20 protein-coding genes are annotated in these 22,369 nt (G+C 66.8%); 12 read left to right on the forward strand and 8 right to left on the reverse strand.

The features are described from left to right. Positions 1-138 precede the first annotated feature (138 nt). Complete coding sequence (locus DFO47_RS12220) at positions 139-1,857, forward strand: sialidase family protein (protein WP_133831806.1); 1,719 nt, start codon at positions 139-141, stop codon at positions 1,855-1,857. A gap of 4 nt (positions 1,858-1,861) precedes the next feature. Here DFO47_RS12220 and DFO47_RS12225 read toward each other — a convergent pair whose 3' ends face one another. Continuing rightward, entirely contained in the window at positions 1,862-2,755 is an 894-nt protein-coding gene (locus DFO47_RS12225; protein WP_133831807.1) for a DUF4862 family protein, read from the reverse strand. A 151-nt stretch (positions 2,756-2,906) separates the two neighbouring features. Between DFO47_RS12225 and DFO47_RS12230 the strand changes: the two genes are divergently transcribed. The 7 genes from DFO47_RS12230 to DFO47_RS12260 are packed head-to-tail and all read left to right on the forward strand — an operon-like array spanning position 2,907 to position 11,078. Further along, positions 2,907-4,544, forward strand: coding sequence for an ABC transporter substrate-binding protein (locus DFO47_RS12230; protein WP_133831808.1), 1,638 nt, complete (start codon positions 2,907-2,909; stop codon positions 4,542-4,544). Between the two features lie 21 nt (positions 4,545-4,565). Next, positions 4,566-5,522, forward strand: coding sequence for an ABC transporter permease (locus DFO47_RS12235; RefSeq protein ID WP_043423759.1), 957 nt, complete (start codon positions 4,566-4,568; stop codon positions 5,520-5,522). A 3-nt stretch (positions 5,523-5,525) separates the two neighbouring features. Beyond that, complete coding sequence (locus DFO47_RS12240) at positions 5,526-7,646, forward strand: dipeptide/oligopeptide/nickel ABC transporter permease/ATP-binding protein (protein ID WP_133831809.1); 2,121 nt, start codon at positions 5,526-5,528, stop codon at positions 7,644-7,646. Continuing rightward, complete coding sequence (locus DFO47_RS12245) at positions 7,643-8,449, forward strand: ABC transporter ATP-binding protein (protein ID WP_133831810.1); 807 nt, start codon at positions 7,643-7,645, stop codon at positions 8,447-8,449. The genes DFO47_RS12240 and DFO47_RS12245 overlap by 4 nt, the downstream gene beginning before the upstream one ends. Before the next feature lie 43 nt (positions 8,450-8,492). Then, positions 8,493-9,422 carry a dihydrodipicolinate synthase family protein gene (locus DFO47_RS12250; RefSeq protein WP_018760914.1) on the forward strand — a complete coding sequence of 310 codons (930 nt, stop codon included), beginning with the start codon at positions 8,493-8,495 and terminating at the stop codon, positions 9,420-9,422. A gap of 10 nt (positions 9,423-9,432) precedes the next feature. Further along, a complete protein-coding gene (locus DFO47_RS12255) occupies positions 9,433-10,398 on the forward strand; it encodes an ROK family protein (protein WP_208294397.1) in 966 nt (321 codons plus the stop codon). Further along, positions 10,395-11,078 (forward strand): N-acetylmannosamine-6-phosphate 2-epimerase, encoded by a 684-nt coding sequence (locus tag DFO47_RS12260; protein ID WP_133831812.1) that lies wholly within the window; start codon positions 10,395-10,397, stop codon positions 11,076-11,078. The genes DFO47_RS12255 and DFO47_RS12260 overlap by 4 nt, the downstream gene beginning before the upstream one ends. Before the next feature lie 6 nt (positions 11,079-11,084). Here DFO47_RS12260 and DFO47_RS12265 read toward each other — a convergent pair whose 3' ends face one another. From DFO47_RS12265 to DFO47_RS12275, 3 genes are all read right to left on the reverse strand, one after another. Next, positions 11,085-11,645 carry a hypothetical protein gene (locus tag DFO47_RS12265; protein WP_018760911.1) on the reverse strand — a complete coding sequence of 187 codons (561 nt, stop codon included), beginning with the start codon at positions 11,643-11,645 and terminating at the stop codon, positions 11,085-11,087. A gap of 222 nt (positions 11,646-11,867) precedes the next feature. Beyond that, positions 11,868-12,635: a glucosamine-6-phosphate deaminase gene (locus tag DFO47_RS12270; RefSeq protein ID WP_208294398.1), complete on the reverse strand. Its 768-nt coding sequence runs from the start codon at positions 12,633-12,635 to the stop codon at positions 11,868-11,870. Positions 12,636-12,741: 106 nt separating this feature from the next. Next, positions 12,742-13,473 carry an FCD domain-containing protein gene (locus DFO47_RS12275; RefSeq protein WP_018760909.1) on the reverse strand — a complete coding sequence of 244 codons (732 nt, stop codon included), beginning with the start codon at positions 13,471-13,473 and terminating at the stop codon, positions 12,742-12,744. Positions 13,474-13,709: 236 nt separating this feature from the next. On the opposite strand from DFO47_RS12275, the gene DFO47_RS12280 reads away from it, so the two are divergent. Beyond that, entirely contained in the window at positions 13,710-14,186 is a 477-nt protein-coding gene (locus tag DFO47_RS12280) for an ATP-binding protein (RefSeq protein WP_109045641.1), read from the forward strand. 91 nt (positions 14,187-14,277) lie between these two features. Here the strand turns inward: DFO47_RS12280 and DFO47_RS12285 are convergent, their stop codons facing one another. Further along, positions 14,278-14,502 carry a hypothetical protein gene (locus DFO47_RS12285; protein ID WP_133831814.1) on the reverse strand — a complete coding sequence of 75 codons (225 nt, stop codon included), beginning with the start codon at positions 14,500-14,502 and terminating at the stop codon, positions 14,278-14,280. Here DFO47_RS12285 and DFO47_RS12290 point away from each other — a divergent pair. Then, a complete protein-coding gene (locus DFO47_RS12290) occupies positions 14,501-17,143 on the forward strand; it encodes a Tat pathway signal sequence domain protein (protein ID WP_133831815.1) in 2,643 nt (880 codons plus the stop codon). The genes DFO47_RS12285 and DFO47_RS12290 overlap by 2 nt on opposite strands. Positions 17,144-17,372: 229 nt before the next feature. Beyond that, positions 17,373-18,104 (forward strand): polysaccharide deacetylase family protein, encoded by a 732-nt coding sequence (locus DFO47_RS12295; protein ID WP_133831816.1) that lies wholly within the window; start codon positions 17,373-17,375, stop codon positions 18,102-18,104. Positions 18,105-18,223: 119 nt separating this feature from the next. Here DFO47_RS12295 and DFO47_RS12300 read toward each other — a convergent pair whose 3' ends face one another. The 3 genes from DFO47_RS12300 to DFO47_RS12310 are packed head-to-tail and all read right to left on the reverse strand — an operon-like array spanning position 18,224 to position 21,335. After that, complete coding sequence (locus tag DFO47_RS12300) at positions 18,224-19,459, reverse strand: amidohydrolase family protein (protein WP_133831817.1); 1,236 nt, start codon at positions 19,457-19,459, stop codon at positions 18,224-18,226. Beyond that, a complete protein-coding gene (locus DFO47_RS12305) occupies positions 19,456-19,944 on the reverse strand; it encodes a GAF domain-containing protein (protein ID WP_133831818.1) in 489 nt (162 codons plus the stop codon). The genes DFO47_RS12300 and DFO47_RS12305 overlap by 4 nt, the downstream gene beginning before the upstream one ends. Continuing rightward, positions 19,941-21,335 (reverse strand): MFS transporter, encoded by a 1,395-nt coding sequence (locus tag DFO47_RS12310; protein WP_133831819.1) that lies wholly within the window; start codon positions 21,333-21,335, stop codon positions 19,941-19,943. The genes DFO47_RS12305 and DFO47_RS12310 overlap by 4 nt, the downstream gene beginning before the upstream one ends. Before the next feature lie 102 nt (positions 21,336-21,437). Between DFO47_RS12310 and DFO47_RS12315 the strand changes: the two genes are divergently transcribed. Further along, complete coding sequence (locus DFO47_RS12315) at positions 21,438-22,316, forward strand: MurR/RpiR family transcriptional regulator (protein WP_133831820.1); 879 nt, start codon at positions 21,438-21,440, stop codon at positions 22,314-22,316. Positions 22,317-22,369 lie beyond the last annotated feature (53 nt).

The raw sequence follows: 22,369 nt of genomic DNA on the forward strand, positions 1-22,369 counted from the left end.
TTTCTGGATGCCGCGGCGATGCGGCTCTCGGCAGGGCGTCGTCGTTCAGGACCTTCAAATGTTGTTCCTACTACGTACGACGTCCTACCAATGTAATGTGCCGACAGTCACAAAGCCAGAGGTGGCTATGCTGTAGATGTGACATCCCATCTCCTTCCCGCCACCCGCGCCGCACGCCCCGCCATCCCCGCCGCGCGGCCCGCCGTCGAGCATGTCCTGGCGGCCCGCGGCCGCGGCGGCTACCGTCAGTACCGGATCCCCGCCCTCGCCGTCACCGTCAGGGGGACACTGCTCGCGGCCTATGACGGCCGGCCCAACCTGGACGATCTCCCAAGTCCCATCGACCTGCTGATCCGGCGCAGTACGGACAGCGGGCGCACCTGGAGTGGCCAGGAAGTGGTGCGGACCGGAACCGGGCTGGAAGGATTCGGGGACCCCAGCCTGCTCGTTGACGCCGAGACCGGACGGATCTTCCTCTTCCACGCCGCCGGGACGCATGCCGGCTTCTTCGAGGCCACAGCGGGGATGGACCACCACGACCACCAGGTCCAGCATTGCGATCTCAGCATGTCCGACGACGACGGCCTGACCTGGCCGCACCGGCGCATTACGGCGGACCTCAAGGCAAGCAGCGGACGGGAGATCACGGGCATCTTCGCCGCGGCCGGCCAAGGGATCCAGGTCCACTGCGGCCCGCACCAGGGGCGGCTGGTGCAGCAGTATGTGGTGTTGAGCGGGGGCAGGATCATGGCAGCCTCGGCCTACAGCGACGACCATGGCGATACCTGGCGGCTTGGCCGGCTGATTGAGGGGACAGCCGACGGCGGCGCCCCCAACGAGAACAAGGTGGCCGCGCTCAGCGATGGCAGGCTGCTCCTGCACAGCCGGGCCACGCCGCAGCGCCTTGCGGCCGTCTCCGACGACGGCGGCCACAGCTGGAGCACGCCGGTTCCGGTCGCGGACCTTCCCGATCCCAGCGACAACGGTTCACTGGCCCGCTTCGACGGATTGCCGTCCGTCACCGGCCTCGCCGCGCCGGCCACGGATTCCTGGCTATTGGCCACCAACAACCAGGACCCCAATCTGCGCCGCAACACCGTGCTGAGCCTGTCGCCCGACGACGGCGCCACCTGGCCTGCCAAGCTGGTGCTGTGCCCGGGCAGCTCGGCGTACTCCACCGCCACCCGCCTGCCGGACGGCAACATTGGTGTGCTGTACGAACGCCAGGGCTACCGCGAGATCGTTTTTGCCTCGGTGCCGTCGGGCCAGCTCACCGGCCAGCTTTCGTCACCGGATACAGCAGGGCCCGACGCCGGCCTGCCGCCATCGGAGCCGGGCCTGGTCTTCGACATGGAGTTGCGGTCCATCACCCCGGGACTTCCCGACGTGTGGCAGAACGCCGGCGAGTTCCACGTGATGGCGCCAGGCAAAGACGGCTGGGGCGCCGAGTCGTGGAAGGAGATCGGCCAGGCCTACTCCCCCGACCAGGCCCAGGTCCTGGGCACCAGGGAGGCGCAGGACCTGAACTACGGCCCGGTCATTCCCGGGTACAAGGCCGGGGACATTCTGGCATTCACCGGAAGGGCCCGGAATGACGGCAGCCACACCGCCCGGGACGTGCGCCTGCACGGTCCGGGGGCAGGGGAGTTTCCGGCAACCGACCTCCCGCCGGGCCAGGAGGTTCTCTACTTCACGCCCACCTACACCGTGACGGCGGAGGACGTGGAACAGGATGCGTTTGAGGTTGCCTTTGCAGTGGAAGCAGCGGTGGGGGCCGGCAGGCGACAACTGTCCCGGACCTTCCGCTGCGACGTCGCGTCGGGAGCCATCACCGTGGCCGGGAGTACCGGGCGCTGAGCCGCTATTCCCCCACCAGGACCGACATGTGCCGGAGCCGCTCCACGCGTTCTTCCGGCGACAGCTGGTCAGGACCAAGCCCGACCTTGAACCCAAGGATGGGGAGCGGACCCGCTGCGGCAAGGCACCGGTCAATTTCGTGGCGGTTCAGCATGGAGCTGGGCGGGGCGCCCTGGATCTCCACTGCGGGGAGGTGCGCGTCGATCCACGCATAGCCGAAGCCGGTTTCCTCCGGCGAGCAGCCGGAAAAGACCAGGCCCTCGAGGACGCCTGCTTCACGGCCGAGCGACAGGTGTTCAACTGCCGTTTCAGGACTGCCTGATTCGATGACTGAGCGCGCCCAGTTAACGGTCACACCCACGCGCTCCAAACCTTGGTTCCGGAGCGAAACGGCGATGTCCACCTCTTCGGCAAAGGACAGGAAACCCTTCTCCGGACGTGCCCCGGGACGCGGGGCGTCGCAGTGTTCGATCAGCACTCGCGCCGATCCCCAGTCCCACTCCAGGACTTCTTTCAGCGATTCCTCGAACCAGCGGGCGGAGGCCCCACCGGCAGGCGCGGAATGGAGTTCAACAGCCTCCACCTCATGCCCGGCATCCTGCAGCCCGCGGGCATACTCCCGGACACCCGCCGCGAAGTCGAGGGCTTCCCGCCGGCCCGCCGTGTCAGCGGAGGCCAGGCCGAACGCCGCGTTGGCGGCCAGCCGCTGCATGGTCCCGGGGATGGCGGTGACCACCGCGGACCAGGCCTCCGGTGCCCCGGCGGGCCAGCCGGTCCCGCCATGCGGACCATAGGGAAGCTCAAGTCCGCGGATCGGGGAAATGGCAGCGAGGCCCCGGTAGAACTGCTCCTGCAGTTCGACGGGCTGGGCGGGGTAGGCGCCGACAATCAAGGACAAGGAAACTCCATTCGCGAAGGGTATGGCGTCAGGCCAAGCGTAAATGCAAGAAACATTAGTCCACTTGACGCTGGCTGTGATGGGACTTACAGTTTTCCATACGAGCTAGGACATCCTACATCCGATAAACATCTCCTGAACGGTGAGGCCAATGAACAACATCAAGAACCTGCCGCTGGTCAATGACGCCAGCCGCCGGAACTTCCTCAAACTCGGCGGGGCCATGGGCCTGGCCGCAGCCTTTGCCAGCTCCCTGGCCGCCTGCGGTGGACCGGCCGCCACCAGCAGCTCAACCACCAACACCTCGCCGATCAACAAGGACCTCACCATCGAGGCCGGCATCTCTTACGCCCTCTCCACCGGCTTCGATCCCATTTCCTCCTCCGGCGCCACCCCCATGGCCGCCAACCTGCACGTCTTCGAGGGCCTGGTTGAGCTCCACCCGGCAACCCGGGAGCCCTACAACGCCCTGGCTGCAACTGATCCCAAGATGGTCAACCCCACCACCTACCAGGTGGCCATCCGCGAAGGCGCCACGTTCCACGACGGCACCCCGGTCACTGCCGAGGACGTGGTCTTCTCCTTTACCCGGGTCATGGATCCCGCCAACAAGTCCCTGTTCTCGCAGTTCATCCCGTTCATCCAGGACGTCAAGGCCCTCGACGCCAAGACCGTGGAATTCACGCTGAAGTACGCCTTCCCCGGCTTCGGACCCCGGATCTCGGTGGTAAAGGTGGTGCCCAAGGCGCTCACCAACTTCCCGGCCGGCTCGGACCAGCTGAAATCCTTCGATGCCAAGCCCGTTGGAACCGGCCCGTACAAGCTGGTTTCCGCCGTCAAGGACGACAAGATCATCTTCGAGGCGAACCAGGCCTACAACGGCCCCATGCCGGCACTGGCCAAGGGCATGACCTGGCTGCTGCTCTCCGATGCCGCCGCCCGCGTGACCGCAATGCAGTCCGGCCGGGTCCAGGCCATCGAGGACGTCCCCTACCTGGACATGCAGGGGCTCAAGTCCGCAGCCACCGTTGAATCCGTACAGTCGTTCGGCCTGCTGTTCCTGATGTTCAACTGCTCCGCCGCGCCGTTCGACAACAAGCTGGTCCGCCAGGCCCTGCATTACGGCCTGGACAAAGACTCCATCATCAAGAAAGCCCTGTTCGGCAACGCCAAGCCGGCCAGCTCCTACTTCCAGGAGGGCCACCCGGACTACGTCAAGGCCAAGAACGTCTACAGCTACGATCCCAACAAGGCTGCAGACCTCCTCAAGCAGGCCGGCGTCTCCAGCCTGGAGTTCGAGCTCCTCACCACGGACACCGCGTGGGTCAAGGACGTTGCTCCCCTGATGCTGGAATCCTGGAACAAGATCCCCGGTGTCAAGGTGACCCTCAAGAACCTGCAGTCCGGCGCCTTGTATACGGACCGCGTCGGCAAAGGCGACTACAAGGTGGTTGCGGCGCCAGGCGATCCGTCCGTCTTCGGCAACGACGCAGACCTCTTGCTGAGCTGGTTCTACGCCGGTGACACCTGGATGAAGAACCGCGCCTACTGGGGCTCGACGCCGGAGCGTGCCCAGCTCGTGGACCTCATGACCAAGGCCGGCCAGTCGTCCAAGGATGACGCCAAGAAGCTCACCGGGCAGATCGTGGACCTGGTCTCCGAAGAGGTGCCCCTCTACCCGCTGTTCCACCGCCAGCTTCCCAGCGCCTGGGATGCAAAGAAGCTCAGCGGCTTCAAGCCCCTTCCCACCACCGGAGTTTCCTTCGTTGGTGTGGGCCGCACCGCCTAGCCACACCAACCGGAGACTACATTGACCACGATATTGCGCCTCCTGGGCCGGAGGCTGGCAGCCCTGCCGCTGATGGTCCTGGGCATCACCTTGCTCGTGTTCCTCGTCCTGCAGGCCGCTCCCGGCGACCAGGCGAGCAGCGCCCTGGGCGAAGGGGCCAGCGAGGAAGCGAAAGAGCAGTACCGGCAGGCCAACGGCCTGAACGATCCGCTGCTGCTGCAGTACTTCCGCTTCCTTGGAAAACTCCTCCAGCTCGACCTCGGAGTCACCACTCCGCCGGCGAAATCCGTGGCAAGCATGATCGGCTCAGCCTTCCCCCTGACGCTGCAGCTGACGTTCCTGGGCGTCATCATCGCGGTCGTGGTCTCGCTGGTCTTCGGCATCATCGGCGCCTTGTACCGGGACAAATGGCAGGACCAGCTGGTGCGGGTCTTCTCCATCGCCGCGGTGGCAACGCCGTCGTTCTGGCTGGGCATCCTGCTGATCCAGTGGTTCGCCCTTGGTCCGGCGCCGCTGTTCCCGTCCGGCGGCATTGCCACCCCGGAATCCGGTTTCGGCGGCTGGCTCAACTCGATGGCGCTGCCCGCCCTGGCACTGGGCATCCCGGTCTCGGCTTCCCTCATCAGGGTGGTCCGCACCTCCATGGTGGAGGAGCTGGACCGGGACTATGTCCGCACCGCCATCGGCAACGGCGTCCCGTACCGGGAAGTGGTCTCCAGGAACGTGCTCCGCAACGCCCTGGTCACTCCGGTCACCGTGCTGGGACTGCGGATCGGCTACCTGCTGGGCGGCGCCGTCGTCATTGAAATGATCTTTGCGCTGCCCGGCATGGGCCAACTGATCCTCAACGGCATCACCAACCTGGACGTGAACCTGGTGCAGGGCGTGGTCCTGACCATTTCCGTGACTTTCGTCCTGGTGAACATTGCCGTGGACCTCCTCTACCTGCTCATCAACCCCCGAATCAGGACCGTGTGACCCATGCGCAGCAAACTCGCTGAACGTCTGAGCGCCCCCGGACTTCGCTTCAAGGCCCTGCCCTGGGGCTCCCGCCTGGCCCTCTCCTTCCTGGTGGTGATCGCCCTCGCGGCCCTCTTCGCCCCGCTCCTGGCACCGCACGACCCGCTGGAGACCTTCCTGCCGGCCACGCCTCCCGGCGCCGAGCACTTCTTCGGCACCGACCGGCTGGGCCGCGACATCTTCTCCCGCCTGCTCCACGGTTCCCAGTCCTCGCTGATGATCGGCCTGGGCGCCGTGGCGCTGGCGGTCCTCGCCGGCGCGTTCCTCGGCTCGCTCGCCGCGACATCCAGCAAAGCCGTGAACGAACTGCTCATGCGCCTCATGGACATCCTCATGGCGTTCCCGGGCATCGCCCTGGCGGCGGTCCTGCTGGCGGCATTCGGCAACTCGGTGCCCACCATCATCGTGGCCATCGCCATCATCTACACCCCGCAGCTGGCCCGGGTGGTCCGCGCCAACGTGCTCGCCCAGTACGGCGAGGACTACGTCCGGGCGGAACGGGTCATCGGCGCCGGCCGCTTCTACATCCTGGCCAAGCACATCGTGCGCAACACCGCGGCCCCCGTCCTGGTGTTCGCCACGGTGATGGTGGCCGACGCGATCATCCTCGAAGCCTCGCTGTCCTTCCTGGGCGCCGGCGTGCAGGATCCGGCCCCGTCGTGGGGCAATGTGATCTCCTACGGCCGCAACCTGGTCCTCTCCGGCGGGTGGTGGGCCACCACTTTCGCCGGCCTCACCATCCTGCTGACCGTGCTGGCGCTGAACATCCTGGCCGAAGGACTCACCGATGCCATGGTGAACCCGCGGCTCCGCAAGGCGCCTGCGGTGAAGGACGACGACGGCGCTGCGGCATCGGTGGCCGGCGCGGCTGTCGCCGCGGTGGACACCGAGGTAGCCACCTCGGTTGCGCAACCCTCAGTCGTGGAGGAACACGAGCTCGACGGCGTCCGCGAGGCAACAACTGCGAATGCCGGCGAGCGCGAGCTGGCCCATTCCGCCCTGCTGACCGACCGCCGCGCGGCGGCCGCCAACCCGCACGCCCTGCTGGACCGCGAGCTGGAACTCCTCGCCGCCGTCGAGGCCACCCGCACCGACCGGCTGCCCCAGGTCCCCGCCAACACCCGCACCGTCCTGGAAGTCAGGAACCTGTCCATCCGGTTCCCCGGCCGCTTCGGTGACACAGCCATCGTGGACAACGTCTCCTTCACCGTCCGCGAAGGCGAAACCATGGGCCTGGTGGGTGAATCCGGTTGCGGCAAGTCCATCACGTCGCTGGCCATCATGGGCCTGCTGCCCAAGACAGCGAAGATCACCGGTTCCATCACCTTCGACGGCAAGGAACTGCTGGATCCAAAAACCGGGCACAGCAACGTCAAGGCCTACCAGGGGCTTCGCGGCGAACAGATCGCCATGGTCTACCAGGACGCGCTCAGCTCGCTGAACCCGTCCATGAAGATCAAGGACCAGATGACGCAGCTGACCCGCCGCGGCGGCCGGAAGACACCGGCCGAACTGCTGGAGATGGTCAAACTGGACCCCGTCCGCACCCTGGCCAGCTACCCCCACGAGCTCTCGGGCGGCCAGCGCCAGCGCGTCCTGATCGCCATGGCGCTCTCCCGCTCGCCCAAGATCGTGGTGGCAGACGAACCAACCACCGCGCTGGACGTTACGGTCCAGAAGCAGGTGGTGGACCTGCTCAACGAACTGCGGGAGCAGCTGGGCTTCGCCATGGTGTTCGTCAGCCACGACCTGGCGCTGGTGGCCTCGCTGGCCCACCGGATCACGGTGATGTACGCCGGCCAGGTGGTTGAATCCGCCCGCGCCTCCGAACTGCTGCGGAACCCGAAACACGAATACACCCGCGGTCTGCTGGGTGCCGTGCTCTCCATCGAAGCGGACGCTGCCCGCCTCCACCAGATCCCCGGCACCGTGCCTTCGCCCCAGGATTTCGCCAGCGGCGACCGCTTCGCACCCCGGTCGCTGCGCAGCGATGCCGACCCCAACCAGGCACTGGTCCTCACCGCCGTGGGCGGGGACTCGGACCATTACTGGGCCAGCCACCTTAAGGAGGACGCCAAGTGAGCGTATCCACCGGCAAACCGGTCATCGATCTCAAGGACGTAAAGGTCCATCACCGCGCACGCACCGGGGGGCTCTTCCGGCCCAACATCGTCAAGGCCGTCAACGGGGTTGACTTCACCATCAGCCGCGGCGAAACGGTGGGCATCGTTGGCGAATCCGGGTGCGGCAAGTCCACCCTGGCCTCGGTCCTGGTGGGGCTGCAGGCGCCCACATCCGGCGAGGTGCTGTTCCACGGCAAACCGGCCATCAAACGCAACGCCGCCATGCGAAAGGAGTTTGGCCGCGCCGTCTCCGTCGTCTTCCAGGACCCCGCCACGGCACTGAACCCGCGCATGACCATCCAGGACATCCTCACCGACCCGCTCCAGGTCCACGGCATCGGCAACGCCGCGTCCCGGGCCGCCAAGGTCAAGGAACTCCTGGCGCTAGTAGGCCTGCCAGCCTCCGCGGCGGAAGTAACGCCGTCGCAGGTTTCCGGCGGGCAACGCCAGCGTGTTGCCATCGCCAGGGCCTTGGCGCTGGACCCGGACATCATCGTCGCCGACGAACCCACCTCGGCGCTGGACGTGTCCGTCCGCGCCCAGGTGCTGAACCTGCTCTCGGACCTGAAGACCCAACTGAACCTGGGCATGGTGTTCATCTCCCACGACATCCAGACCGTCCGCTACGTTTCCGACCGCATCTGCGTCATGTACTTCGGCGAAATCGTGGAGGAAGGACCGGCGGCCCAGGTGTTCGACACCCCCCGGAACGACTACACCCGCAAACTCCTCGGTGCCGCGCCCAGTTTGCTGCACACCTGAAATTTTCAACCCCACCTCTTACAACCACGCATTGGAGTTTTCCGTGTCTTCCCAGTTCTCGGGCGTCATTCCCCCTGTCGTCACCCCCCGCCACGCAGACGGCAGCATCGACACCGCCTCGCTGCAGAACCTCACCAAGCACCTGCTCGACGGCGGCGTGTCCGGGCTCTTCGTCCTGGGCTCCTCAGCGGAGGTGCCTTACATGACCAACGCCGAACGCGCACAGGTGGTCAGCACCATCGCCGAGGCGAATTCTGCTGCTGGCGCAGCCCGCGTGCCGCTGATCGTGGGCGCCAACGAACAGACCACCAACCGCGTCATCGAGGAAGCCAAGCGGGTGGTGGACCTTGGCGCGGATGCCATCGTGGTCACCTCCATGTACTACGCGATCGGCAACGCCGAGGAAACCGAAACGCATTTCCGGAGCATCCATGCAGCCGTTGACGCCCCGGTCTTCGCCTACGACGTCCCTGTGCGCACCCATTTCAAGCTCCCCACCGACCTGCTGGTCCGGCTGGGCCGCGACGGCGTCATCGCCGGCGTCAAGGACTCCTCCGGGGACGACGTCGCCTTCCGCCAGCTCCTGCTCGCCGCCCGTGGCATCGACAACTTCGACATCTTCACCGGACACGAAGTGGTGGTGGACGGTGCCCTGCTCGGCGGCGCACAAGGCGTGGTTCCGGGCCTGGGCAACGTGGATCCCCGCGGCTACCGCAACCTGGTGGACGCTGCAGCTTCCGGCGACTGGGCGAAAGCCGCCGCCGAACAAGACCGCCTGGCCGACCTCTTCGAGATCGTCTACACCCCCAACGGACGAGTCTCCGGAGGGGCGGCCGGGTTGGGTGCCTTCAAGACGGCGCTGCAGCTCATGGGCGTCATCGAATCCAACACCATGAGCGCACCCATGCAGGCGTTGAACGAAGAAGAGACCACCGCGATCAAGGTCATCCTCGAACGCAACGGCCTGGTGTAAAACGCTGGTGATGTACGCCGTTGGTGTTGATCTTGGCGGTACCAAGACTGCAGCGGGAGTGGTCTCTGCCGCGGGGGAGGTCCTGTTTTCGGAGACCATCCCCACGCTGAACCGTGACGGCGGGTCCGCCATCCTCGATGCCACTGCTGCGCTGGTTACCGCGTTGATTGGCCGGGCCCGCAAAGAGGGCCTGGCCGTGTCGGGGGTTGGAATCGGCTCCGCCGGTGTGATCGATTCCGCCCGCGGCGTGGTGGTCTCGGCCACGGATGCCATCCAGGGCTGGGCCGGGACGGCACTGACCGCAGGCCTGGCCGCCCGGCTGGACCTGCCGGCGTCGTCCGTCCGGGCAGTGAACGATGTCCACGCCCACGCCCTGGGTGAAGCCTGGACCGGAGCGGCCGCAGGGACTGCAAGTTCATTGCTGGTGGCGTTCGGCACGGGCGTTGGCGGCAGTTTCGTGGTGGACGGCCGGCCCGTCCTGGGACACCGGCATGCCGGCGGCCATGTGGGCCATTTCGCTTCACCGCACGCCTTTCACGGGGGCGTTGCGCTGGCGTGCGTCTGCGGCGGGTCAGGGCACGTCGAAGCGATCGCCTCCGGCCCGGCCGTCCTGGAGGCCTACCTCCGGCTGGGTGGCACCGCCCCTGCCCGCGACGCCCGCGGCGTCTTCGCCCTGGCCGGCGCCGGCGACTCCACTGCCGCCAAGGCCATCCACGCCTCCGCTGCGGCCGCCGGCCAGGCGGTGGGCGGCCTGGCCAACATCCTCGATCCCGAAATCGTTGTGGTCTCCGGCGGCCTGGCCGATGCCGGGGAGCGGTGGTGGGAGCCCATGCGGGTAGCGCTCCGGGCCGAACTGCTGCCGGCGCTGGGAGACCTGCCGGTGGTACCCGCGGCCCTGGGCAATGCCGCTGCCCTTGTGGGTGCGGCCCGCCTGGTCCTTCTGCCCCTCCACACCAGCCAAGGAAGCACTCCATGATCCTGTCCCCCGATGCCCTGGAATCCCTGCGGGGCCGGCTCATCGTGTCCTGCCAGGCCTACCCCGGCGAACCAATGCGGGATCCCCGCACCACCGCCCAGGTGGCTGCCTCCGCCGTGATCGGCAGCGCCGCGGCGGTCCGCGTGCAAGGCCTGGCAGATATCCAGTACACGCGCGCCGCCGTCGAGGTTCCGGTCATTGGGCTCTGGAAAGACGGGCATGACGGGGTCTTCATCACACCCACGTTCAGGCACGCCCTGGCCGTGGCCAACGCCGGAGCCCACGTGGTGGCGGTGGACGGGACCCGCCGCGACCGGCCGGACGGCCTGACCCTGGCGCAGACTGTCGCCGGGATCCACCAGGAATCCCACGCCCTGGTCATGGCGGACTGTGGTTCGCTCCAGGATGCCGCCGCCGCCGTCGAGGCCGGTGCGGACCTCATCGGCACCACCTTGGCCGGTTACACCGGCGAGCGCCCCAAGACCGCCGGCCCGGACCTGGAGTTGCTGGCGGATATCGCAGCGGCCGGTTTCGGTGTCCCGCTGATCGCCGAGGGCCGTGTCCATTCGCCGGCGCAGGCCCGGCAGGCCCTCGACGCCGGCGCCTTCGCGGTGGTGGTGGGCACGGCCATAACGCACCCCGCCACCCTCACCGGCTGGTTCGTGGACGCCTTGGCCTAACCGCGCCTAACCGGTCTTTTGCAACGTTGCGTTGCGGGTCAGCAGTTCGGGAGCTTGGGGCTGCCGCGGTTCAGTGAAGGGCATGACCAGCAGGTTGCGGTGCAGGGTGACCCAGCCGTCCCGTTCCATCGGGCCGTGATCAAACTGGTCGGGGACGAAGAGAATGTCCCTGCCGTCGGGGTCCTGCACTTCCGCCAGGATGTCCCGGCCGTCAGGGATGTAGTCGCAGGCCTCCCAGTAGGACACCTGGTCCAGGTCATACTTACCCACCAGGCATGCGACGCCTGACGTCCTGGCCGGCGCGGCGTAGTAGGTCATGGACTCATAGGAGGCGAGCTTCCGGGATTCACGGATGACCGCTTCGCCGTCCTCGTCCTGGATGGCCGGGATGGCGTCGCTCTTGGTCAGCTGCCGTTCCAGCACTGCCATGGTCCCGGGCGTTGCCATCAGGAAGTGCGTGTAAATAAGCCAAAGACCCGCGCAGGTACCCACGCCCACCACGGCGGAGAGGGTGATGATGAGTTTCCAGAACAACGTCAACGGTTGCGCCTGCCGTTTGGCGTTCATGGATGCCCGCTGCCGAGGTCTCCGTGCGCCGGACGCACGGCTGTGACGGACTCGGTGATATTCAAGCGCTGCCCCCTCAGGCTGTTGATCTTCCTGCACGCTACACCGCGCAGGCGGGCGCCCTTTTGCTTTGCCTTCGTGTCGCAGCCTTCGCCGTCGTGCCGCAGCAGCGGTCCGAGGGGCAGGATCCTGTGGTGGCGGCCGGGACACGCAGGGACGGTCCTAGACGCCAACAGCCTCCCGGGGAACGCGCACGGGAACCTGGCCGCTACCGGGAGCCAGCAGTGCTGCCGCGGCTTCGTCTGCCACCACCGTCACGTGCTGGTGGAGTTGCAGCGCGGATGCGGGGCAGTCCTCCGAGACCTCGCCGTGCAGGGCACGGGCGAGGATGCCGGCTTTGTCAGTTCCGGCCACCATCAGGAGCAAGTGCCGTGCCTCGAGGATGGTTCCGAGTCCCTGCGTGATGCACCGGCGCGGCACGTCGGATTCGGACGTGAAGTACCGGGCGTTGGCGGCGCGCGTGCGTTCGGCCAGGACTTCCACCCGGGTGCGGGAGGAGAAGGCGGATCCGGGTTCGTTGAAGGCAAGATGCCCGTTGTGCCCGATGCCCAGGAGTTGCACGTCCACCCCGCCGGCAGCACGAATGGCAGCGTCGTAGTCCTCGGCTGCCTGCCCGGGGTCCGCCGCGTTGCCGGCGGGTACCCGAACGAGCGCCGGGTCCATTCCCAGCCGTTCGGTCACCTCCCGCCGCACCACCTCGCCATAGCTCTGCGGGTGTCCGGCAGGCAGCCCGACGTACTCGTCCAGGGCGAATGCGCGGACCCCGGACATGTCCAGCCGGTGCCCCGCGAGGGCTTGGTAGGCAGGAAGCGGAGAGCCTCCGGTCGCCACGCCCAGGACGGCGTCTGGCTTGGAGCGGACGACGGCGGCAAGAATCCCGGCGGCGACCACACCGGTGGCGGCGGCATCGGGAACGACAAAGATTTCCAAGGCTGGGCTTTCTCGTAAGGAAGGACTGAAGCAGGGCATGCGGCAGCTGGGCCGGTCGGCGTAGGGCCGCCTGCCGCGGAAGCGTGGTGGATCCGGGTTTGCGCCGCTAGGCGGACGCGACGTCCTTGAGTTTTTGGCGGATGCCGTCGAAGTGGCGCTGCAGGCGTTCGGCCGCGAGCGCCTTGTCCCGGTTGGCCACGGCCTCGTAGATGTCCCAGTGGATCCGGGCCTGTTCCTCCAGGTTGACCGGCCCCGATCCCAGGGCCTCATGGATCTGCCGGTAGACCTGCCAAAACACATCCATGAGATTGATCAGGAGTTCGTTGTTCAGGGGGGCATAGAGCTTCCGGTGGAATTCCGCGTCGTGCTCGGCCAGCGGCTCACCTTGGGCTGCGGCGGCCTGCATGGCCTCCATCGAGGACTTCAGGTCCGCGAGGTGTTCCTCCGTCAGCAGGTCGATGGCTGACCCAATCAGCCCTGACTCGAGGGCCTGGCGCACGTCGATGAGCTCCATGGCTTCTTCGCCCTTGTGCCGAAGGGACAGCCGGCCGCGGAACGTCAGTCCGGAAACCAGGGCGCTGAAGTTGTTGGGTGCCACGAACATGCCAAAGCCATGGCGGATTTCGATGACGCCGAGGGCTTGGAGGACCTTGAGGGATTCCCGGACGGTGTTCCGCCCGACGCCGAGCTCTGCGGACAGCTCGCTCTCGGTGGGCAGCGCATCGCCAACGTCCAGGCCACGTTCCAGGATGAGCTCCATGATTCGGGTCTGGAGGGCATGGGACCGGATTTGTGCACTGAACCTTGCGGGCGGTACCGCTGCGGATGCTACTGTCACGTCATCTCCTTTGACCGCACCGGGCGGCGGCCTTTCGTCTTCCATTAGTGTACAGGAGATGGGACGTCCTTTGTCTTATTTCGTTCATGCTGTCGGGAGCACGCACCACAGACCACCTTCGCCTCATGGTGCCCCGCGCAGAATTGATCCGATCTTGAGGCAAATCTTGCACCCCCTAGACATTTGAGGTCCACGCTGGAGGTATCAGACAAAACCAGCTTGGGGAGCAGGAAGTCATGGGAACCAAGACAGCATTGGACAACGAAGTCACCACAGTTGGAGGCGTGCTGACCGACCTCCAGCCGCTGGATTTCCACACTTTGGGGCTGGCCGGGTGCATCGACCGGCTCACGGCACCGCTTCGCCAGCACGGAATTACGGTCCACTGGGATACTCCGCACTGGGGCATCGAGATCCCGGCGGACTGTGCCTCCCTGCTGTACCAGTCGGCCCGGGAAGCCCTCAGCAACGCCTTTAAGTTCTCCGGCGCATCCACAGTGACCGTCCAGCTGCTGGCCGTTGACCACGGGATCCGCCTGGTGGTGGCCGACGACGGTGCGGGCTTTGACCGGGACGCCGCCACGTGCGGGCGGCACCACGGGTACGGGCTGCGGCTGATGGCGGTGGCCGTCCAGGAAGCCGGCGGCACAGTGGAGATCACATCCGCACCGGGCAGCGGCACCAGCGTGACGGTAACCCTGCCGCTGGACTAACAAGCTCGGATGGCCGCTGTCGCTGGGACGGCGGCCATCCGTATTCACGCCCGCGGCAGGACGCCAGCGTGAAAGCTTGGCATTGTCCGGTTCAAGCGTCGATGCGTCCGGGCGCATGGGCCGCCAGGACCCTGGCCACGAAGACCGAACACTCATCAGATGTGACCGTCACCAGCCGGGCAGGTAGTCCGGAAGGCAGAAACCCCTTGCGCCCGGCATTGCCGTCTATTACGTTGTAGTCGTAATCGAGAAAGCGCTTTCCTGCATTCTGGCGGGACCCCTGAGCGCGGCAATCACCAGTGGAATCGGATGACATGACGGACAGCACCCTCATCAGGTGGATCGATGGACAGGCCCCGGCAGAAATCAGCGGCGGAACAACGTGGGGCATGCCGTTCGCCCGCGGCTCAGTGCCCGGCGCTGATGCACTTTCGGTGGCGGACGCCGCCGGCACTCCCCTCCCCAGCCAGGCGTGGCCGCTGGCCACGTGGCCGGACGGCTCCCTGAAATGGGCGGGAATCGCCCTCCCGGCGACGGACACCCCGTCGGAAACCTACCGGGTGCGGACCGGCGCCGGTACGCCCGCAGCAGCAGGCCGGCAGGCGCCGGAAGGTACGGCCGTCACGGTCACCGAGGATGCCGGCGCGCTGACAGTTGATACCGGCGTCTTGCAGATGGTGATCAACCGCAGCGGATCCACCCTGTTCAGCAGCCTGTCCAGGGACGGCAGGCCCGTTGCCCGCGACGCACGGCTGGTCAGCCTGCTGCAGGACGGCGTTCCCGAAGGGGCCGGAACCGCGGGCCGGAAGGCCTTCACCGGCGAGGTGACCGCCGTCGTCCTGGAACAAGCCGGGCCCGTGCGCGCGGTGGTGCGGCTGGAAGGGCGCCACCACCCCGACCTGGCGGACTACGCGCATCGCGACTGGCTGCCGTTTGTGGTGCGCTTCTACTTCCACGCCAACGCCCGCAGCGTGCGCATGGTGCACTCCTTCATCTGGGACGGGGACCCGGAGCAGGACTTCCTGGCCGGCCTCGGCGTCCGGTTCAGCGTGCCGCTGGAGGCTGAACTGCATGACCGGCACGTCCGGATCGCCGGGGCCGACGGCGGGTTCCTCACCGAGGCCGTGCGCGGCCTGACCGGGCTGCGCCGGGACCCCGGCGCGGACGTACGGGAGGCGCAAATCGCCGGCCGCGCCACTCCCCCCGCGGAGGCATGGAACCCCGAGGTCTCAGGCCGGCTGCACCTCATCCCCAGCTGGGGAGACTACACCCTTACCCAGCTCAACGCGGACGGATTCGAACTGCGCAAGCGGACCACCGGCGGCCATGGCTGGGTGGGAATCTCCGGCGGCACCCGCTCGGCAGGCTTCTGCTCCCTGAGCGACACCCGCGGCGGCCTGGGCGTGGGAATCAAGGATTTCTGGCAGTCCCACCCGGGCCAGCTGGACATCCGCGGCGCTGCTACCGGCGAGGCAACCCTGACGGCATGGCTGTTCTCCCCGGAAGCCCAGCCCATGGACCTGCGGTTCTACCACGACGGCCTGGGCCAGGACACGTTCGAGGAGCAGCTCGAGGGGCTCGAGATCACCTACGAGGACTACGAACCCGGATTCGGCAATCCCACCGGCATTGCCCGCACCCACGAGGTGACCCTGTTCGCCTATGACGCCACCCCGTCCACCGTGGGCCTCGCGGCCGACGCCGCCGCCGCGTCCACCCCGGCGCTGCTGCAGGCCACACCGGAATACCTGCACTCCGTGGGCGTCTTCGGTGACTGGGACCCGGTGGACCGCAGCACTCCCGCACGTGCCCGGCTGGAAGACCAGCTGGACTTCCTCTTCGACTTCTACGCCGGCCAAGTGGAGCAGCGCCGCTGGTACGGCTTCTGGAACTTCGGCGACGTGATGCACACGTATGACTTCGACCGGCACGTGTGGCGCTACGACGTGGGCGGATACGCCTGGGACAACTCCGAGCTCTCCCCCGACCTGTGGTTGTGGTACTCCTACCTCCGCTCGGGCCGGGCAGACATCTTCCGCTTCGCCGAGGCAATGACCCGGCATACCGGCGAGGTGGACGTGTACCACCTGGGGCCATGGAAGGGCCTGGGTTCCCGGCACAACGTCCAGCACTGGGGCTGCAGCGCCAAGCAGCTGCGGATCAGCACCCCCGCCTACCGCCGCTTCTACTACTACCTCACGGCCGACGAGCGCACCGGAGACCTGCTGAGCGAACTGGTGGACAGCGACCGGAACTTCCTGGGCCTGGATCCGGTCCGCAAGGTGCGCCCGGATGCTGCCACCTACCGGCCCAACCGGGGCGCCCTGGGCGTCGGGCTGGGGACAGACTGGGGATCCCTGGCCGCTACCTGGCTCACCGACTGGGAACGCACCGGTAACCCATGGTCCCGGGACCGGCTGCTGGGCACAATGGCGGACATCGGTGCGCTGAAGTACGGCTTCCTCACCGGCGAAGCCTTGTACGACCTGGACAAAGGCCGGTTCGACACTGGCCGCGAACAGATCCAGGTCTCACACCTCAGCGCCGTCTTCGGGCTGGTGGAGATCTGCAGCGAACTGGTGGACCTGGTGCCGGATGCGGACTTCGAACGGGCCTGGCTGCAGTACTGCCGCCTGTTCCTGGCCACCAAGGAGGAGCAAGTGGAAGCGGTCGGCCAGCCCTTGGAGGGCGTCTACCTGACGCAGGCGCACAGCCGGCTGACGGCGTACGCGGCGGCAAGGTTGCAGGATCGTGACCTCGCAGCCCGGGCCTGGGACAGTTTCACCGAGGGTGGCGAGCACCTGAACCACGGATCCGCCTTCACGCTGCGCCGGATCGAGCCACCCCACGTACTGCTGCCCGTGGACGAGGCGCCCACCGTCTCCACCAATGACACGGCGCAGTTCGGGCTGGCGGTGATCCAGAACCTGGCATTGGTGGGCAAGTACCTGGACTGACAAGTCCACCGCCGCGGACAAACGGGCGACGACGGCACCTGGCCAGGTGCCGTCGTCGCCCGTTTTCCACTTCCTTGGCACCGCCAGGTCACACCGGGATAACGGCATTTCGTGCCGCTCGAGAAGTTATCCAGTCGACGCCCACCGCCGGTATACAGCATCTCCCGGGCCGCCGTAAGGTGCTCACCTAACCCTGTTGCATTCACGAGTGAGAAGGGAAAAGAGCACGATGAGACGCAAGATTGCCGTGGTGGCCCTCGCCGCCGCAAGCCTGGCCCTGAGCCTGCTGGCCGGCGGCCCCGCCGCGCCCGCGCAGGCTGCCGACAAGCCGCTGATCGGTCTGACCTTCGACGACGGCCCGTCGCCGGAGCGCACCGCGTTCGTCCTCGACGTCCTCAAAGAAAAAGGCGTCAAGGCGACGTTCTTCCTCCAGGGATCGCACGCCCAGCAGTACCCCGACCTGGTCCGCCGGATCAAGGCCGAGGGGCACGTCATCGGCAACCACTCGTGGGACCACGCCAACTTCCCCGACCTCACCCAGGCAGGCCAGAAACAGGAGATTGACGCTACCAACACCGCCATCGGCGCCATCACGGGGACGGCACCCACACTGGTGCGCTTCCCGTTCGGAAACAGCACCCCCTACGCATTGAACTACCTCCGGAGCATCGGCATGAGCGGCGGGATCCAGTGGCATTGGGAAGTGGGTGAACCCGGCGACTTCGAATGCCCGGGCGCGGCAGGCGTGCAGAAGTACGTCCTGGACGAAGCTGCACCCGGCGCCATCATCCTGCTCCACGACGGCAACGACGTCCTGGCCTGTCCCGCGACCCAGTGGACCTACCTGGCCAAGACCATCGACGCCTTGCGCGCCATGGGTTACGACTTTGGCGTGGTGGCCCCCTCCACCACGGCCAGCGCACTGAACGAAGGCTCGTACGGGGTGGTGGTGGCGCCCTAGCCGCACCCTCCTCCGGCCGTCTTTCGCCGGCCGCTCTGGAAACCTGGCCATCCCCACATGACGAAACAGCGCCGCCCGCCTTTGACCGAGGCGGGCGGCACTGTGCCTGCCGCTTCCGCTCAGAGTTTCCCGCCGACGACGGTGCCATCCTGGACTACGTATTCCAGGTGGTCGGCGATGTCCGCCAGCACGGCAATGTCCTCCACCGGGTCCGCCGAGAGCACCAGCACATCAGCGTCCGCTCCGGGGGCGATGACTCCCAGTTCACCCGGGCGGCCCAGCAGTTCGGCGGCGGTGGTGGTCGCGGACCGGATGGCGTCGATGGCCGGCTGGACCTTGCCCAGCAGCCGGAACTGCTCGTTCTGGTGCCGGTGCATCCCGCCCAGCAGGTCCGAGCCGTACACCATCTTCACGCCGGCCTCGTGCGCCCGGGCGATCGCTTCCAGGCCGCTGCTGAGGACTGAATCCACCTTTGCCCACATCTCCTCGGTCAAGCCAAACTCCTTGCCTTCTTCCTTCAGCGCCCAGTAAGTCACCAGGGTGGGCACCAGGAAGGCATCCTTCTCCAGGAAGAGCCGCAGGCTCTCGTCGTCAAGGAGGTTGCCGTGTTCAATGGACCTGACCCCAGATTCGAGGGCGCGGTTGATGGCCCGGGCCGTGTAGGCGTGGGCTGCCACGTAGCGGTTGGCCGCTTCCGCTTCTTCGACGGCGGCCCGCATCTCCTCGCGCGAGTACTGGGTGGAGTCGATGCGGTCCGTCGGGGAAGACACACCTCCGGACGCCATGATCTTGATGTGGTGGGCCCCCTTGCGGAGCTCGTCGCGGGCAGCGGCGCGCACGGCGTCCACGCCGTCCGCCACCCGCCCGATGCCACAGCATCCCCGGCCGTTGGGTTCGTGGTCCTCGCCGGGAAGGCGCATGTCGCCGTGGCCACCGGTCTGGCTGAGGGCGCGGCCGCAAAAGTGCAGCTTCGGCCCCTCCAGGAGCCCCTCGGCCTGGGCTTTCGCCAGGCCAAAGTCGGCGCCTGAGAGGTCGCGCACGGTGGTGAAGCCCCGGCTCAGCATGCCCTGCATGATCCTCGCAGTCTGGGCGTACACGTACGAGGCGGGCGTCCAGGTCAAGGACCGGAAGTCCGCGCTGGAAGCCACCACGTGGACGTGGGCGTCAATGAGGCCGGGAATGACGTATTTGCCCGTGCCATCGATGACCCGCGCATTATCCGGCGCTTCCGCACCAGGCCCAACACTGCGGATTTTTCCGTCGGAGGTCACGACGTCGGCCAAGGAGAAGGTGCCGGCATGGATATCCAGGACGTGGGCGTTCCTGATGACGAGTGGTTCGGTGGAGGAGGTCACGGGAGGACTGCATCCTTTCCTGTCGTAATGGTTTGGTCTGAATCGATGAAGGCTGCGGCAAGCCTTTCGGATGCAGCGGACACTGCCGCGGACGCCGCGTCCAGGCTGTGGCCGGTGTACTGCCCCTCGGCGTCGAGCAATGCCAAGACGCCCACCACCTCGCCGTGGCTTGTCACCGGGATGTTGATCACCGCGCCGCAGCCCAGGGACTGGATCAAGGCGACGTCCGTGAACACCTCCGCGAGGGCGGCGGCATCGGGAGCGAGGAACGGCTGCTGGTTGGCTATGACGGTGTCAAGCCAGCCTTCGGAGATTTCCACCGACTTTTCGGCACCCAGCGGGTAGTCCACCGGGTGGCTGGTGGAGACCCTTCGGAGCACGGAGGGCCCCGGCAGCCAGCGCAGCGCGGTGAACAGGATGACGCCCGGTTCGCGGCGGAGGTGCTCGTAGATTTCCTGGAAGGCGGGGTTGGGATCCTGCGTCATTTGCAGCCTCCCAACACGGCTGCCTGCTCGGGTTCGGTGCGGGCATTGATGTCTTCCAGCGATTTGCCCGCCGTGGACGTTCCGAAGATGACGACTCCGAGAACGCCCACGGCCAGGACCACTGTGGTCATGGTGAACACGCCGCCGAAGCCGAGCGTTGCGGCGAACACACCGATGATGGACGGCGCCAGGATGCTGCCCACGCGCCCTACCGCGCTGGCCAGTCCGACGCCGGTGGCGCGCATCCAGGTGGGGAAGAGTTCCGGGGTGTAGGCGTAAACCCCGGCGTAGGTGCCGTTGAGGAAGAAGGACAGCGTTGCCGCGGCCACCAGGATCATCCCGGAATCGTTGGACTGGCTCAGCCAGAACGCACTGAGGGCCGAGCCCGCCAGGTACAGGGCGATGGTGTTCTTGCGGTCGATCCGGTCGCACAGCCAGGCCGCGGAGAAGTAGCCGGGGATCTGCGCAAGGTAAATGATGATGGAGTATTCGAAACTCTTGGTGACGGTTATTCCGCGCCCCACCAGCAAGGTGGGGATCCAGGAAAAGAATCCGTAGTAGGAGAAGGTGATCACGAACCAGATCAGCCAGATCACGGCGGTCCTCCGACGCAGGGCGGGAGACCACATGACCTTCAGGGCGTTCCAGATGCTGATCTTCTGCCCGTGTTTGGTGATGTCTTCCCCACCGGCTTCCACCACCGGAAGCTCCTTGCCGGTGGCGAGGAGCACCTTCTGCTCGAACCCTTCCACCACCCGTTCAGCCTCCGCCGCACGGCCCTGGCTCATGAGGAAGCGGGGTGATTCGGGAAGGCTGCGGCGCCACCAAAGAAGGAGGAGGATGGGGACGGCGGTAATGACCTGGGCCCACCGCCAGCCGTCGTCACCCAGGGGAACCACAAACCGGCCGATGAGTGCCGCGGCCACGAAGCCGAACGAAAAGAACCCGGCCAGGGTCCCGATGAACCAGCCGCGCCGCTTGGGCGGAATGAACTCCGAAAGGAACGGGGCGATGATGACGCTCTCCGCGCCGGCGCCAAGTCCCGCCAGGACCCGGGCAACAAGGAAGACTTCGAAGTTCGGGGCGACGGCGGCCACCACGGACATGGCGCAGTAGAAGGCAAGCGCCCACAGCATGACCTTCTTCCGGCCGAACCGGTCACCCAGCCAGCCGGACAGGATGGCACCGAAGAAGAAGCCCAGCGGCGCCGCCGAGCCCACCAGGCCCAGGCTTGCGGTGCTCAGGCCCCAGATCTCCTGGATGCGCGGCAGCAGGAAGGCAACCACGGCGCCGTCCATGCCGTCAAAGGAGTAACCGAGCCCTCCGATGAGGAGGAGCTTGTAGTGTGGACGACTGAGTGGGAGCCGGTCCAGGCGTGCTGTGAGAGACATTGGGAATCCTGCCGAAGTGGGCCAAGTTGTACAGTTTTTAGGATTTGCACAGATCTGTGCATGTAGATTGAAGTTACGTGCATCACTTGCGGAGGTCAATAGGTGAAACAAGAAGTTAACAGCGCCACCTTGACCGAATGGCTCGATGGCCAGGCCCAGGGGCGGAAGCTCGCGGCCCGCCAGCTGCAGGTCTTGGGCGTCCTCCGTTCCCAGCCGCGGCTGGCTTCCTACGGCTCCGTCAGCGACATAGCCGCCGCGGCGTCGTCGAACGCCTCAACCGTGACCCGGACCGCCCAGACGCTAGGCTTCAAGGGCTGGGCGGAGTTCCAGTTCGAACTCCGCTCCCGCTTCCTGGCGTCCTTGAGCGCCGTGGAGATCGCCGCACAACACAACGGCCACGTGAGCAGCCCGGCGCAGGCATCCCTGACCACGGACCGGTCCAACCTGGCCCACTTGGAGCGGACCGTGGACCCTGCCGTCATCCATGCCGTTGCGGACGCCATGGCAGGTGCGCGGCAGACCCTCATCATCGCCGCCGGCAGCTATGCCATTCCGGGCAAGGCGCTGGAGCACAACGGCATCATCGCCGGCTATGACGTCCGGCTGCTGGATGCCGATGTGGCAGCGTTGACCAATGCGGTCGCGCGCCTGACGCCGGACGACCTGGTCATTGCCATCAGCCTCTGGCGGGTCTATGACAGCACAGTCCGCGCCGTGGACATCGCCCATCAGCTCGGGGCCCGGATCGTCAGCATCACCGACACCGCAAGTTCGCCGGTGGCAGCCCACGCCGCCCATAAGATCGTGGTCCCCGCCGAAAGCGCGGGCTTCTTCCCCTCCCTCACGGGAGCCGTTGCCGCAGTGCAGGCGGTGGCCGTCGAGCTGGCCTCCCTGGACCGTGAACGGTCCACCCGGAGCATTGCGGCCTCGGAGCGGACCTGGGACCAGATGCGGATCATGCATCCGCGGCCGAGCACATAAAAAGACGGCCGCCCCGCCCCCGGATGGGGCGGAGCGGCCGCGCTTTCTTCTCC

This window comes from Arthrobacter sp. AG258 (assembly GCF_004364695.1).
GTDB lineage: Bacteria > Actinomycetota > Actinomycetes > Actinomycetales > Micrococcaceae > Arthrobacter.